Consider the following 14,929-nt stretch of genomic DNA (forward strand, 5'->3'; position numbering starts at 1 on the left):
TATCCCGGCTCAGTCCGGTACTGGTGACAATAATGTCTAAACTCACGCCATGCCGTAATAAGGCACGAGCCGTTTCCACTTTACCTTTCTCTCGGCCTAGTTCAATACCTTCCTCTCGACCTAGCTCAATACCTTCTTCTCGGCCTAGTTCAATACCACGCTCAAGCCCTTTTTGTTCAAGCTGTTCTGCAATAGTCATCAACATCGTTTCATGCTCCGGAGATTGTTCAATCAGTTGATGGACAAATTGGGAGAGATCCAGCGTATGCCCATTCAGTAAAATATAGCGTAACACCACATTGCGCTGCTCGGTTGTATTATACCCTGCATTCAAGAGTTCCACCAATTGGAGGAGCCATTCCTGCATATCCCGACAGCGAATGTGTTTTTGCACCAGTTCCATCAGGGCAACGCCTTTATGCGTCAGGATCTCTTCATCGCTGAGCGCACTGACGTCCACCAACGGAAACGCCTGATGGTATAAACGGGCAGCCTGTTCAGGGAGCGTAAAACAATCCAGCCACCGGTTTGAGTAAGGATATGGCCGAACCTCCCCATGATAAAACAGCAGCGGCGCCACCAAAGGGAGTTCAGTATGGCCTTTCTTCAGGTGGGCCGCCATAGCTGACATGGCATAATGCATCAGCCGCCAGGCCATCAGCGGGTCAGGGGTGGACTGATGCTCAATCAGACAATAGATATAGCCCTGTCCCCGGACCGTTTCAACCGAGTACAGCACATCACTGTGCAGTTGACGTAAATGCCGGTCCACAAAACTGCCGGACTCCAGTTTCAATGTGGCTAAATCACACAACAACTGAACCTCTTCGGGCAGATAAAGGGATAAAAACTCTTTGGCCGTTTCAGGCTGCGTTAAAAAATGCTTGAATAACGAATCATGGTGAGGCTGTTTTTCTTTCTTTGCCACAATCTGTTTCTCTGTCTTTATCAGTTAGTCATTACCACTCATTGTCAAGGTATAGTATTTCTACCAAGTTACAAAAAACATTGTCTCAGATTTCCTCAGGCAAATCTTTATCGAATGCATTAATAGAAGAGCCTAAAGAATAAAATATCAGAAAATAAAAAACGATCAAATATTATATTTACAACAACTACTTTATGAAATCCATTCATTTAAATGAATTTTTAACTTGCATTCGCATAATAACCTCCCTCATCAAAATATCGATTACTTATATGTCCGTTAATCTTGGATGTTCAGATCGAAAAAATTGGACTGAATTCCCGCCAGATGATCTATTATCTCTTTTGTATCCAAAAATTTTTTCAATGCAGTATTAAACCGTAATCTAATTTCTTCCTCATAAATATCGAAATATATATTAGACATTTTATATAAAATTTGACAAATACAGTTAGGTACAAAATAGGCATGAAATATATCGAACATTGGTCCACCATCTTCATGAAACAACCCAACCCGACAATGGTAATTTAACTTTAACCACTTTAGATGAATCAAAGTTTTTCATGCCTTATTTCCTTAACAAGTTGTAGTTAAAAAATTAATAAACATGATAAATCGATCACAAAACAATCAGCAACATAGCTAAAAACAATTAACCTGGTCACTGTAAATACTTTCAATCAGTAAGGGTTGTAGTTTTCATAATCCCTTCTATACTACTGTTTGCTTTCTTGTCGGAGTGCCTAGCGTAAGCTGTTTTATCGCAGCATACACAGGCTGAGACCGTTAATTCGGGATCCGCGGAACCTGATCGGGTTAATACCCGCGAAGGGAACAAGAGTAATCAACCGCTGTTAGCCCACCCAATTTTTTACGGGCCTGTCCAGCCATCAACCATTACTCCCTGCGAGCTCCAGACAAGCAACTTTCCCAATAACACAGTTAGGAATTTGCTATGTCTCATAATACTGTTATCCCTACAACCGATATTTCACCAAAACCCAATCCGGCACGCCCGCGTAAAGCTCAACGCGATGCCGCTCAGGAATTTATTAATTCTATTCAGGGCGTGACGTTCCCAAATTCACGACGAATTTATCTTCAAGGTTCCCGTGACGATATCCAAGTTCCAATGCGCGAAATTCAGTTATCGCCCACGTTAATTGGCGGAACCAAAGAAGAACCTCAGTATGAAGAAAACGAAGCCATTCCGGTTTATGATACTTCCGGCGCTTATGGCGATCCTGATGCCAAACTGGATGTACATATCGGGTTAACCAAACTACGCCAACCGTGGATCAATGAACGCCAAGATACTGAACCTGTCGCCGCTCTCGGCTCCGATTTTACTCAGCAACGCCTGGCGGATGCCGGTCTCGATCATTTACGTTTCAATCATCGCCCCCATCCATTAAAAGCCCGTGAAGGCAAATGCGTTACTCAACTGCACTATGCCCGTAAAGGCATCATCACGCCGGAAATGGAATTTATCGCACTGCGGGAAAATATGGGGCGCGAACGTATCCACGGTGATGTGCTACGCCAACAACATGCTGGACAAAGTTTTGGCGCTCAGTTGCCGGAAAATATCACACCAGAATTTGTCCGTCAGGAAGTCGCAGCCGGTCGGGCCATTATTCCTGCCAATATTAATCACCCTGAATCAGAACCGATGATTATTGGCCGCAATTTTCTGGTGAAGGTTAACGCTAATATCGGTAACTCTTCCGTCACCTCTTCTATTGAGGAAGAAGTAGAAAAGTTAATCTGGTCTACTCGCTGGGGCGCAGATACGGTCATGGATCTCTCCACAGGCCGTTATATCCACGAAACCCGCGAATGGATCTTACGTAATAGCCCGGTTCCTATCGGTACAGTCCCTATTTATCAGGCGCTGGAGAAAGTCAATGGCGTCGCGGAAAATCTCACCTGGGAAATGTTCCGTGATACCTTGCTGGAACAAGCGGAACAAGGTGTCGATTACTTCACCATTCATGCCGGTGTATTACTGCGCTATGTACCGATGACAGCCAAACGCCTCACCGGGATTGTCTCCCGCGGTGGTTCAATTATGGCGAAATGGTGTCTGTCTCATCACCAAGAAAACTTCCTTTACCAACATTTCCGTGAAATTTGTGAAATCTGCGCCGCTTATGATGTTTCCCTATCATTAGGAGACGGTCTACGCCCCGGTTCTATTCAGGATGCTAATGATGAAGCGCAGTTTGCAGAACTGCACACATTAGGTGAACTGACCAAAATTGCCTGGGAATATGATGTTCAAGTGATGATAGAAGGCCCTGGGCATATTCCTATGCAGATGATCCGCCGCAATATGACGGAAGAATTAGAGCATTGTCACGAAGCCCCTTTCTATACCCTTGGTCCACTGACGACAGATATTGCACCGGGTTATGACCACTTCACTTCCGGTATCGGCGCAGCCATGATTGGCTGGTTTGGCTGCGCCATGCTCTGTTATGTGACGCCAAAAGAACATCTCGGTTTGCCAAACAAAGATGATGTTAAGCAAGGGCTGATTACCTACAAAATTGCTGCTCACGCCGCCGATCTCGCCAAAGGTCATCCCGGCGCACAAATTCGCGATAACGCCATGTCTAAAGCACGTTTTGAATTCCGCTGGGAAGATCAATTTAATCTGGCGCTCGATCCCGACACTGCTCGCGCCTATCACGATGAAACGCTGCCACAAGCCTCCGGCAAAGTTGCCCATTTCTGTTCTATGTGTGGGCCTAAATTCTGCTCTATGAAGATTTCTCAGGAAGTACGCGATTACGCCGCTGGTATGGAACAGATGTCTGAAGCATTCCGCGCCCACGGTGGCGAGTTGTATCACAGCGTAGAGGATGTATCCCATGAACAATCTGCCTAACGCGCCATTTGCCCCAACTGAATACAAATTGGGCTTGTATCCGGTCGTGGATTCGCTAGCGTGGATTTCCCGTTTGTTAAAAGCAGGCGTCACCACAATTCAGTTGAGAATTAAAGATCTGCCAGAAGATCAGGTAGAAGAAGAGATTCAACAAACCATTATGCTCAGCCGCCAATATAACGCTCGTCTGTTTATTAACGACTACTGGCGACTGGCAATAAAACATGGCGCTTATGGTGTTCATCTGGGGCAGGAAGATTTAGTCATCGCTGATCTGAACGCCATCCAAACAGCGGGATTGCGGTTAGGAATCTCTACCCACGATGAACAAGAGCTGGCACGAGCAAAATCCCTGCGTCCATCTTATATCGCTCTCGGCCACATTTTCCCAACCACGACCAAAGAGATGCCATCTTCCCCGCAAGGACTGGCAGCCCTGAAACGGCAGGTAGAAAACACACCAGACTATCCTACTGTCGCCATCGGCGGCATCTCTCTTGAACGCGTACCGGATGTCATTGCAACGGGAGTCGGCAGTGTGGCGCTGGTGAGTGCCATTACCAAAGCAAAGGATTGGCGTCAGGCGACCGCACAACTGCTTCATCTGGTTGAAGGCATTGAGTTGAAGGGATAGAGAGGTTCTTATGTTGAATGATCAAGAATTTATGCGTTACAGCCGACAACTGTTACTCGAAGATATTGGCCCGGAAGGGCAGGAAAAACTGAAATCCAGCCGCATACTGATTGTCGGACTGGGAGGGTTAGGCGCTCCTGCTTCTCTCTATCTGGCCGGGGCAGGTGTGGGGACAATTTATCTCGCTGATGATGACCAATTGCACATTTCCAATTTACAACGGCAAATACTTTACCGCACCGAAGAGATCCCTGCCGCAAAAGCTGATCTTGCAGCCAATCAACTCAATGCATTGAATCCGCTGATAAAAACGATGGTCCTTAATCAACGTCAGGATCTGGAATCTCTGACAACAATCGTGGAGCAAGTCGATCTGGTTCTCGATTGCAGTGACAACATGACAACCCGCCACGCTATCAATGCCGCTTGTGTGGCAACGCGAAAACCATTAATTAGCGGCAGTGCGGTCGGTTTTAGCGGTCAACTTATGGTATTTGAACCCCCTTATCTTCATGGCTGCTATAGCTGTCTCTACCCTGAACAGGAAGAACCACTACGAAATTGCCGGACCGCGGGTGTATTAGGTCCGGTAGTCGGTATCATCGGCACATTACAGGCATTGGAAGCTATCAAAATGTTAACCGGGCTTCCTTCCCCGTTAAGCGGCAAGCTCCGACTGTTTGATGGTAAACAGCAAAGCTGGAGCACACTACAACTTAACCCGTCGCAACAATGCCCGATTTGCAGAGATATTGCATGAAAATTACGGTAAACGACCAGCCGATGGAGCTTATGGCTCCTCTGGCTATACAGCAATTGCTAGAACAACTTGAACAAACACAACCGGGAATGGCACTGGCTATTAATCAAACCATTATTCCGCGTTCAGAGTGGAATACGCATCAGATCAATGATGGAGACAATATCCTTTTATTTCAGGCTATTGCTGGAGGTTGATATGTTAAAAATTGCTGATACGACTTTTCACTCCCGTCTATTTACCGGTACAGGCAAATTCGCCAACGCAAATGTAATGACTCAAGCTATAGCGGCTTCCGGCAGCCAGCTTGTCACGATGGCAATGAAACGCATTGATTTGCAGAGCGGAAATGACGCTATTTTAGCGCCATTGCAAAAACTTGGCGTCAAATTGCTGCCAAATACTTCTGGGGCCAAAACCGCAGAAGAGGCTCTGTTTGCCGCCCGTCTGGCCCGTGAAGCACTGGCAACCAACTGGATCAAACTGGAGATCCACCCGGATGTGAAATACTTGTTACCTGACCCGGTTGAAACACTTAAAGGCGCGGAAATGTTGGTCAAAGATGGGTTTGTCGTTCTGCCCTATTGCAGTGCTGATCCCGTTTTGTGTAAACGTCTGGAAGAGGTGGGTTGCGCGGCGGTCATGCCTTTAGGCGCGCCGATCGGCTCTAATCAAGGGCTACTAACGCGAGATTTCCTGCAAATTATTATCGAGCAAGCACAAGTGCCGGTGGTTATTGATGCCGGCATCGGCGCCCCAAGCCATGCACTGGAAGCGATTGAACTAGGGGCTGATGCCGTATTAGTCAACACCGCAATTGCCGTTGCACGAGATCCCATAAAAATGGCTCAAGCTTTTAAAATGGCGATCGAAGCAGGCGAATTATCCTCTCAAGCTGGTCTGGCAAGTCCAAAACAACATGCTGTTGCATCCAGTCCGCTGACTGATTTCCTGAGAGTGTTCTGATGACGAATCATCTTACAAACAGCAATTTTAGTTATCGCTGGCAACAATTGGACTGGGATGACATTACCCTTCGCATTAATAGCAAAACCGCGCAGGATGTTGAACGAGCATTAAGCAGCAACAAATTAAATCTGGACGATTTCATGGCCTTGCTCTCTCCGGCGGCGAAATCCTATATCGAACCACTGGCACAACGGGCACAGAAACTGACTCGTCAACGCTTCGGTAACACCATTGGTTTTTATGTACCGCTTTATCTCTCCAATTTGTGTGCCAATGACTGCACCTATTGCGGGTTCTCAATGAGTAACCGCATCAAACGCAAGACACTGAATAAAGATGAAATTATTGCCGAATGTCAGGCGATTAAAGCGCTGGGCTTCGACAATCTGTTATTAGTCACCGGAGAACATCAGGGCAAGGTCGGTATGGATTATTTCCGCCGCTATCTGCCACTTATTCGCGAATATTTCAGCTCAATAATGATGGAAGTCCAGCCTATGACACAGGAAGAGTACTCAGAATTAAAAACGCTGGGGCTAGATGGTGTGATGGTTTATCAGGAAACCTATCATGAGCCAACTTACCTGTTACATCATCTACGGGGTAAGAAACGGGATTTTCACTGGCGACTACAAACACCCGATCGTCTTGGTCGGGCAAAAATCGATAAAATCGGTTTAGGAGCGCTAATTGGCCTCTCTAATCATTGGCGGACAGACTGTTATATGGTGGCGGAGCATTTATTCTTTCTGCAACGTACATATTGGCAGAGCCGTTACTCCATTTCATTCCCACGTTTACGACCTTGTGCCGGAGGCATTGAGCCCGCATCGCTGATAAGTGAAGCCGAACTGGTACAACTGATTTGTGCTTTTCGTCTATTTGCGCCAGATATTGAACTTTCTATTTCTACTCGTGAATCTCCATTCTTCCGCGATCACGTCATACCACTGGCAATCAACAATGTTAGTGCCGGTTCTAAAACCCAACCCGGTGGTTACGCAGATAGTAGTCACGAAGAATTGGAACAATTTATGCCGCATGATAACCGTTCTGTTTATCAGGTCGCGGAAGTATTAATTAAAGCCGGGTTACAACCTGTCTGGAAAGATTGGGATAACTATTTAGGTCGATAATTTAATTTTCTCTGTTCTAACATAATTCTATTTTAGGTAAGAGCCTTTAACAGGTAATCATTACACGAAATAAGATTTAATATAAATAACTGTCTGGCACTAATACCAGACAGTTATATAATCCAATATATTCCCCATCATCATTATCACCTGCAAAATAATCTCTATTCAAAGGACCTATTCTGAATATAAAATTAAATATTTTATCTCTATCAATCCAACCAACATTAAAAATTCATTTCAATCATCAAAACACTATTGCAACAAGGCCATTTTACGCATGTTTTTTTATGACATATACATATATTACTCACAGAAATAAGAATATAAAAATCCAGTTTATACCTATATCGAATAAATAGAAAATACTATATTTATCGTATATAATTTAACTCCCCATTGTTTATTCCTTATTAATTTATACAAATTACAATTCCCAATTAATAAAAAACACAATTGAATATCCTCCTATCATTGATAAAGTCATTCCCGAGCAATAAAACGCTTAAGAAAAATTAAATTTATTACTATCAATTTTAAAAGGATTAACATATGAATATAGAAGACATTCTGAATAATATAGATTATTCTGGTCAGAAAAGTTCTGATAAAGAATTGATTAATGGCTCATTTGATGAAGGATATAAAGGCTGGATAATCCCATTCCCCGAAACGGTAAAAATCTTATCTGAGAATGGAATTAACTTTCTTAGAATCCACCCTAAGTCTGATGCCATCTTTCAAATTATAGAAGGATTAGAACCTAACACTAAATATAAGCTAACAGGTAAAGCGCGCATATCACCCACCATAGGCGTAATAGACGACGGCTTCCCAGCTATTTTTGGTTTACATAATGATACCTTTAATCATAACACTTTTGTTGTAGACTCCACGGAATTTATCACCGGTTCTGTAACATTAAGTACAGATGCAGAAGGATATTTACGCGTTTTCTTAGCAAAAACCACAATGGGAACTGAGCCCCCACCACCAGAAGTTACCGCTGATTTTACTGGTTTTATTTTCGAGAAAGCCTAATATAAACGTTTAACATCTGAATGCCCGAAGCTCACTACTCCGGGCGTTTTAATAATGTAGTTTTAGTTTTAATACTATGTTTTAACATTACAGCTATAGATATTACCTCATTATTCATTCTATTTTTTTCTCAATGTGACCAATATTTAAACATAACATTTCTGCAACAATGAACTCTACCACGAGCAACAAATTAGCCTACATAAACGCCTATCAGGATAAGCGCTTATAACTCATTTATTCTTGTATTAATTTATACAAATTACAACTCACCACCAATAAAAAATACAATTGAGTATTATCCCATTATTGATAAAGTGCCCTCCCGAAAAACAAAGCGCTGAAAGAAATTAAACTCATTTCTATCTATTTAAAAAGGACTAATATATGAACGTACAAGAAATCCTGAATAATGAAGATTATTCTGATAGCAAGAAAAACTCTCATAAAGAACTGGTAAACGGCTCATTCGAAGAGGGATATAACGGCTGGAGAATCCCAGCGCCTGAGTCAGTAGAAATCTTATCTGAAAATGGCGTTCACTTTATCAGAATCCAAAGCGTTACCGGTTCTGGCGTCATTGATCAAATTATCGAAGGATTAGAACCTAACACTAAATATAAACTAACCGGTACAGCTCGCGTATCAGCAGAATGGGCCTCATCAGCTTATTTTGGTTTACAGAGCCATACCGATGGCCCTAACTCTTTTGCTGTAAACAGCACCGATTTTACAACGGGTTCAGTAGAATTAAGTACAGATCAAAAGGGACTTTTACGCGTTTATTTGTTGAAAGACCAAGTTGGCCCTCGCCCAGACGGAGAAACCGCTGACTTTACCGGTTTTATTTTAGAGAAAGCCTAAGCATTTAACTTCGATATATTTTAACATTTTAAACACCCAGAGTTCACTGCTCTGGGTGTTTAAATATAGGTTGAAAAAATAAACTTAAAAATTACAAAGTAATATTTTAACTAGAATATAGCTCAATTATTTAAAAATAAATACCCATCGTAATAATTTCGTCACCTCATTTATTTTCACACTAATTATCACAGACATAATATTCAATTGAAAAACACGATTGAATATTTCCCCATTATTGCTAAAGTACTTACAGAAAAAATTATTAAGAAAAATAAAATTCAATCGTTATTCATTTAACAGGACTCATATATGGATATGAAGAAAATATTAAATCGCACAGATTATTCTGATACAAAAAACACTAATAAAGAACTGGTTAATGGCTCATTTGATGAAGGATATAAAGGCTGGAGAATCCCAGCCCCTGAAACTGTAGAAATCTTATCCGAAAATGGGGTTAATTTTCTTAGCATCCAAAGCTATTCCAGCTCTGGCGTCATTGATCAAATAATAACAGGGTTGGAGCCTAACGTTAGATATAGACTGACGGGTACAGCACGCTTATCGATAAAACGAACACCACAAAGGGCGTTGCCAGCTTATTTTGGTTTACAAAATCGCACATTTGGCCCTGAATCCTTTGTTGTAAATAGCTTCAATTTTACGACCGGTTCAGTTGAATTAAACACAGATGAAGAGGGACTTTTACGTGTTTACATACTGAAAGAACAATTTGTAGAACTTCCAGAAGAAGCAACTGCTGACTTTACCGGTTTTATTTTAGAAAGAGTTTAAACATCTGACTTAATATATAACACCCGAAGCACATTGCTCCGGGTGTTGAGCCGTTTAGCTAACTTAAATCATGCAATGGTTTTTTTATTGGCGGTGTCAATTGGAAATCAGAAAACCGCACCTGTAATCCGTGCCGTTCTGGAGAACAACACATTGCACCAACAAAGACAGGTTGTTTATCTTCAAAAAAAGGAGCCAACCTCAACAATGGCCACCGTAAACCATCAGTGGAATATTGCAGTCTTAAATATCCCTCTTCACGAGTCAAACGTAACCAGAATTTACTAGAATCACCGGGAAATACGCCCATAGACCAATCAGAATGATGACGTGTCAGCACACTACCAATCGTGGCATGACCATCAGAATATTCAATTCCGCCTTTCAGCCAATGTTTCTCATCGACTAATAACATGACTCCTGCCTGATCGTATAAATGTTCAAAACAGCCTTCAATACAGAGTTGAAAGGTGAAATCATCCTCAACATAACGCCCAAAAACATGGCCATTATGACGTTCAAAGCCATACCATGTTTTCTGCCAAAAGTCGGTCTTATGATCTGTAGTGACATTAAGCCAGCCGCTTCCACATTGCCAATCAGATGGTTCATTAAGCCAATGATATTGTGACAAACTCATAGGAACTTCCTCTATTATCTTCCGCTCGAATTAATCAATTTATATCCTGCAAATAAGGAAATAGAGAGTAAAGCAATACAAGCAAAAGCGCCGTGTAATGTCACAATATGCGCTAATCCACCTATGATTGCAGGTCCCAGCAAAATCCCTGAATATCCCATTGTAGAAACCGCGGCAACAGCCAGCGAATCAGGCATAATTTTCTGTTGACCAGAAGCGGTAAAAAGCATTGGCGCTATATTGGATAATCCGGCGCCTATCATCAGGAAAGAGAGTCCTAATATCATTGCGGTTGATGCTGAGTAAATAAGAATAAACCCAGAAGTCGCCAATAAAGCACTGCTGATAAAAACTCGTTGATGTCCATAAAGGGTAATGATCTTATCACCCATAAAGCGGCCCGATGTCATAGCAATCGCAAACAGGGTATAACCGATACCAGCCTGATGACTACTGATATTATGTACGCTGGTTAATAATATACCGCTCCAGTCCAGCATTGATCCTTCCATGATATAAGCGACAAAACAGAGAAAGCCCAATAAAATCACGATCCCATGAGGCACAGCAAAGAATGGCGTATCACCCGCTTCGGCTTCGTTCAATAACCCGCCCCATACCGGCAATAGCAATAAAATAATCAGTAATACCGCCATTACCATCACCTGGAGAGGAGATATTCCCAGAGACAATAATGCACTCACCGATCCTGCGCCGGCGATCCCGCCCAAACTAAATAACGCGTGAAAGCCAGACATAATTGGCCTCTGAGCCATTTTCTCGACCATGACGGCATGGATATTGACCACAACATCCATTGCCCCAATACCTGCACCAAAGACAAATAAAACGCAAGCCAGCGTCAACGGCGTCGGTAATACACTTAACCCCGGCAACATCACTAATACGATCAAAGCACATAAAGTGAAAATTTTTCGGCAACCGAAACGTGCGGCTAACATGCCCGCTATTGGCATCATGATGAAAGAACCAATGCCGAATGCCAACATTAGAAGCCCCATAGCGCCATTATCAAGTTGTAGCCGTTCTTTAGCTAAAGGAATGAGGGGAGCCCAACTTGCAAGACTAAAACCAGCAATAAAAAAAGCGGCGCGCGTCGCCATAATGGGTTGTTTTACCAAAGAGATAATATTTTGATCAGACAACTCATGTTCCTTCTATATAATCCACATAAATAAAATGCCCTCCGCTATGACTAATAATGGAGGGCATTAAGTTACACAAAATTAATTTTAGAAAATTGCGGAATATCGGTCAGCGCCCCAATAATACGAGTCGCCTGTTGATACTGTTCCGCAACCGATAAAGCATGGGGCCAAGCATATACATAGGGAATACCCGCCTGCGTTGCTGCTGTAATCCCCAAATCGGTATCTTCAATCACTAATGTTTGATGAACATCCATAGACTTCAATTTCAACATAGCAAGATAGGGATCTGGATAAGGTTTCGTCCTCGCAACATCATCACCAGAGATTAAAGCCGGGCTTTCATTCAACTCCAGTAATCCAATATTCGCCAAACAGACTTCCCGCGGCGCAGTAGAAACAAAGCCAAAAGGGATACGGTGCTGTTGTAAGGCCGCTATCAACCTGGAAATCCCTGGACGAAGGTAACTTTTAGACAGCTTATCTTTGTAAACAGAGACGATTTGGGCAGTGATCTCTTGCTGTTGCTGAGCTGGCACCCCAATGTAATCTAACGTTTCCTCCAGACTCAGGCCAATAAGTTGCTGTGGTTGTACATGCTGCGTGTAATCAGGAGCCAAATCACAAAGAACATCAAAGTGCAATTGTTCACTGTCAACAATGACTCCATCGATATCAAAAATCACATTAAATCTATCCATGTGAAACATTCCATTATTTTAGATCGGAAATACGGATCAGCACTTTACAGTTCGGAGTAAACAGTGGTTTTTGGCTTTTGCACGCAATATCACAACCCACAGTGAGAAAAGCCTGCAAGTAATCATTAAAATCAAAAACTTGGCTGACCAGACGACCGGCTGGAATAACACCATCACGGATCATGGTATAAGCACGCTCAAAACTGTTATTCAGAGAATCAATGGAACCAATCACGGAAAGGCTCTTATCAGCAATTTTCAAGATATCAAGATTGGCATGCTTATCTTTAAGCGCGACATTCAACAATTTTCCGCCAGGCGCCAAATGGTCAAAAATGTATTCGGTTAACTGGCCGGTCGTATCCACACATAGATCGATAAGCGCTAATTTATCACCATATTGTTGCGCCAATGCCTCATCAAAATCAGTATACAGCTCACATTCCGGCGGCAGATTTTCTTTGGCAAATTGAACACGACTTTCGTTTTTCTCGACCATGAAAGCCTTAACGCCTTTGGCATGTAAAGCCCAAATGTAGAGCATTCCCATTGGGCCTGCGCCAGCGACCGCCGCACGAATATTAGTATGAGTAATGCCCAGTTTATCAACCCCGGTCAGTGTGCAACTGAGTGGCTCAGTCAATGATGCCTCTTCCATACTGACATGATCATCCAGCTTTATCAGTGAACTCTCTTTAGCCAGATACTGTTCAGCAAATGCCCCGTCATAGGAAACCCCCGCTTCGGTTCCCAATTTTTTCTCACAATGATTTGGACTACCTGTCTGGCACATCCGACAATGCCCACAGGAATAGGTTGGATTGATAACAACACGATCACCCACATTAAAATGTGTGACACCCTTCCCTATTTGCGCAATAACTCCCGTTGTTTCATGGCCCAGAGTGGTTCCCGGAATAGCAACAGGATAAGATCCGGTGATAATCCCAACATCCGTACCACAAACGCCACACACCGCAATATCAACGACGACATCATCAGGTTCAACACAGCGTAACGGTTCAACATCCTGGATTTGCACATCCCACACCCGATTAAATTTAAGCGCTTTCATTACGCTACCTCCTTGGTATCCAGCATATTTAATGTCATATCAGCAAAAGTCAGATCAAGCTTATGCAAAATTTCGTTTAAATGTTCCTGAGTACAAATTAGCGGCGGACGAACTTTAAGCGCACGACCTTTACCATAACGAGAACCACGGATGATCAAATTATGGGAATTCGCTATTGCGATCGCTTGTGCCGCAAATTCCGGTGATGGCGTATCAAAGCCAAACATATAACCGACGCCCCTAACACCGGTAATCTCTGGGTATTTATGCTGTAATGCTAATAAGCCATCACGTAAATAAGCTTCATGACGTTGCACATTCTCCAGAACCTGTTCGTCTTCGATAATATCGATAATTTCGTTGAGAGCTGTTAATGAAAGAGGGTTAGCGCCTGATGTGCTGGAATGTTCGAATGACTCTAATACATCTAATGAACTCCGCATCAGCACACCACCGGTAGGAATACCTATGCCACCAGCGCCCTTAGCGAAAACAATAATATCCGGTTCTAATTCTTTAGCGTAACCGGTTGAAGCAAAGAATGTTCCGGTACGGCCAAATCCAGTCTGTACTTCATCCGCGATAATAATAATGTCATGTTTATGGCAGATGTCTCTGATCTTACGGTAAAAATCGACGGGGAAAACGTTATTTCCGCCGTTTCCTTGAATCGGTTCAATAATAAGACAAGCAATATTGTCATTTGAACCCAATTGAATAAATTGTTCTAAGTCAAGATATTGATTGGGTTCTGTATTTGGTCCAAGTTCTGACATAACACTAGCAGGGGTTGGAACTTTTAAAGAACCATCAATGTTGACATGAAAATCTTTAATTCTAAAAGCATTACCCGAAATTTGCGCTGTGGCTAAAGACTGACCATGATGAGCCAGAAAGAAAGAGATAACTCCTGAACGCCCTGTTGCTTTTTGCGCGATACGAATTGCACATTCAACCGCCCCAGAACCGGAAACATCACGCAACCATATTCTATCAATGCCCTTAGGGGTGTGTTTAACTAATTTAGCCAAAATATATTGTGACATTTCATGGGTATAGGCTGAACTCAGATGTGTACATCTATCGATCTGCTGTTTTAATTTTTCTGTTATTCTGCGATTAGTGTACCCAAGTGGAAGGTTAAATGTCCCCGAAGCTGCATCGATATACTTTTCACCATCAATTTCCAGATAAGGGCCGTTCCCAACAAAGCGAGAAAGCACATCTTCAAATCGTTTACCATTTTCCATCATTTCATTACCCTAATTAATCATTTCTAACTATAAGAAAGCACAATAATCTTTAACAGGTAAGAGAA

15 protein-coding genes and 1 riboswitch are annotated in these 14,929 nt (G+C 42.7%); of the genes, 9 read left to right on the forward strand and 6 right to left on the reverse strand.

The features are described 5' to 3' along the window. The coding region (locus EAE93_RS13975; RefSeq protein WP_214039911.1) for an Rpn family recombination-promoting nuclease/putative transposase at positions 1–928 on the reverse strand (928 nt) is incomplete at its 3' end. Between the two features lie 728 nt (positions 929–1,656). After that, positions 1,657–1,782: riboswitch (TPP riboswitch) on the forward strand. A gap of 104 nt (positions 1,783–1,886) precedes the next feature. On the opposite strand from EAE93_RS13975, the gene thiC reads away from it, so the two are divergent. The 9 genes from thiC to EAE93_RS14020 all read left to right on the forward strand — a co-directional run bounded on the left by thiC (position 1,887) and on the right by EAE93_RS14020 (position 10,026). After that, the gene (gene thiC / locus EAE93_RS13980; RefSeq protein ID WP_214039912.1) at positions 1,887–3,824 is read left to right on the forward strand and encodes a phosphomethylpyrimidine synthase ThiC; all 1,938 of its coding nucleotides are present in this window, start codon (positions 1,887–1,889) and stop codon (positions 3,822–3,824) included. Continuing rightward, entirely contained in the window at positions 3,808–4,458 is a 651-nt protein-coding gene (thiE, locus tag EAE93_RS13985) for a thiamine phosphate synthase (RefSeq protein WP_214039913.1), read from the forward strand. The genes thiC and thiE overlap by 17 nt, the downstream gene beginning before the upstream one ends. Positions 4,459–4,468: 10 nt before the next feature. Next, entirely contained in the window at positions 4,469–5,218 is a 750-nt protein-coding gene (locus EAE93_RS13990) for a HesA/MoeB/ThiF family protein (RefSeq protein WP_214039914.1), read from the forward strand. Beyond that, positions 5,215–5,415, forward strand: coding sequence for a sulfur carrier protein ThiS (gene thiS / locus EAE93_RS13995; protein ID WP_036781089.1), 201 nt, complete (start codon positions 5,215–5,217; stop codon positions 5,413–5,415). The genes EAE93_RS13990 and thiS overlap by 4 nt, the downstream gene beginning before the upstream one ends. Position 5,416: 1 nt before the next feature. After that, positions 5,417–6,184, forward strand: a complete 768-nt coding sequence (locus EAE93_RS14000) for a thiazole synthase (RefSeq protein WP_065389739.1) — start codon at positions 5,417–5,419, stop codon at positions 6,182–6,184. Beyond that, a complete protein-coding gene (thiH, locus tag EAE93_RS14005) occupies positions 6,184–7,323 on the forward strand; it encodes a 2-iminoacetate synthase ThiH (protein ID WP_214039915.1) in 1,140 nt (379 codons plus the stop codon). The genes EAE93_RS14000 and thiH overlap by 1 nt, the downstream gene beginning before the upstream one ends. A gap of 552 nt (positions 7,324–7,875) precedes the next feature. Then, positions 7,876–8,364, forward strand: a complete 489-nt coding sequence (locus EAE93_RS14010; RefSeq protein ID WP_214039916.1) for a hypothetical protein — start codon at positions 7,876–7,878, stop codon at positions 8,362–8,364. Positions 8,365–8,751: 387 nt separating this feature from the next. After that, positions 8,752–9,228 (forward strand): carbohydrate binding domain-containing protein, encoded by a 477-nt coding sequence (locus tag EAE93_RS14015; protein WP_036814783.1) that lies wholly within the window; start codon positions 8,752–8,754, stop codon positions 9,226–9,228. A 312-nt stretch (positions 9,229–9,540) separates the two neighbouring features. Continuing rightward, positions 9,541–10,026: a hypothetical protein gene (locus EAE93_RS14020; protein WP_036814784.1), complete on the forward strand. Its 486-nt coding sequence runs from the start codon at positions 9,541–9,543 to the stop codon at positions 10,024–10,026. A 58-nt stretch (positions 10,027–10,084) separates the two neighbouring features. Here EAE93_RS14020 and EAE93_RS14025 read toward each other — a convergent pair whose 3' ends face one another. The 5 genes from EAE93_RS14025 to EAE93_RS14045 all read right to left on the reverse strand — a co-directional run bounded on the left by EAE93_RS14025 (position 10,085) and on the right by EAE93_RS14045 (position 14,861). Beyond that, complete coding sequence (locus EAE93_RS14025; protein WP_105399441.1) at positions 10,085–10,666, reverse strand: DUF1349 domain-containing protein; 582 nt, start codon at positions 10,664–10,666, stop codon at positions 10,085–10,087. A 14-nt stretch (positions 10,667–10,680) separates the two neighbouring features. After that, positions 10,681–11,832, reverse strand: coding sequence for an MFS transporter (locus EAE93_RS14030; protein WP_105399440.1), 1,152 nt, complete (start codon positions 11,830–11,832; stop codon positions 10,681–10,683). A gap of 71 nt (positions 11,833–11,903) precedes the next feature. Continuing rightward, positions 11,904–12,536: an HAD family hydrolase gene (locus tag EAE93_RS14035; protein WP_214039917.1), complete on the reverse strand. Its 633-nt coding sequence runs from the start codon at positions 12,534–12,536 to the stop codon at positions 11,904–11,906. Between the two features lie 13 nt (positions 12,537–12,549). After that, positions 12,550–13,611, reverse strand: coding sequence for a zinc-dependent alcohol dehydrogenase (locus tag EAE93_RS14040; RefSeq protein ID WP_214039918.1), 1,062 nt, complete (start codon positions 13,609–13,611; stop codon positions 12,550–12,552). Further along, complete coding sequence (locus EAE93_RS14045) at positions 13,611–14,861, reverse strand: class-III pyridoxal-phosphate-dependent aminotransferase (protein WP_415186294.1); 1,251 nt, start codon at positions 14,859–14,861, stop codon at positions 13,611–13,613. The genes EAE93_RS14040 and EAE93_RS14045 overlap by 1 nt, the downstream gene beginning before the upstream one ends. Between the last annotated feature and the right edge of the window lie 68 nt (positions 14,862–14,929).

Origin of the sequence: Photorhabdus akhurstii, from assembly GCF_018448925.1 — a bacterium.
GTDB lineage: Bacteria > Pseudomonadota > Gammaproteobacteria > Enterobacterales > Enterobacteriaceae > Photorhabdus > Photorhabdus akhurstii.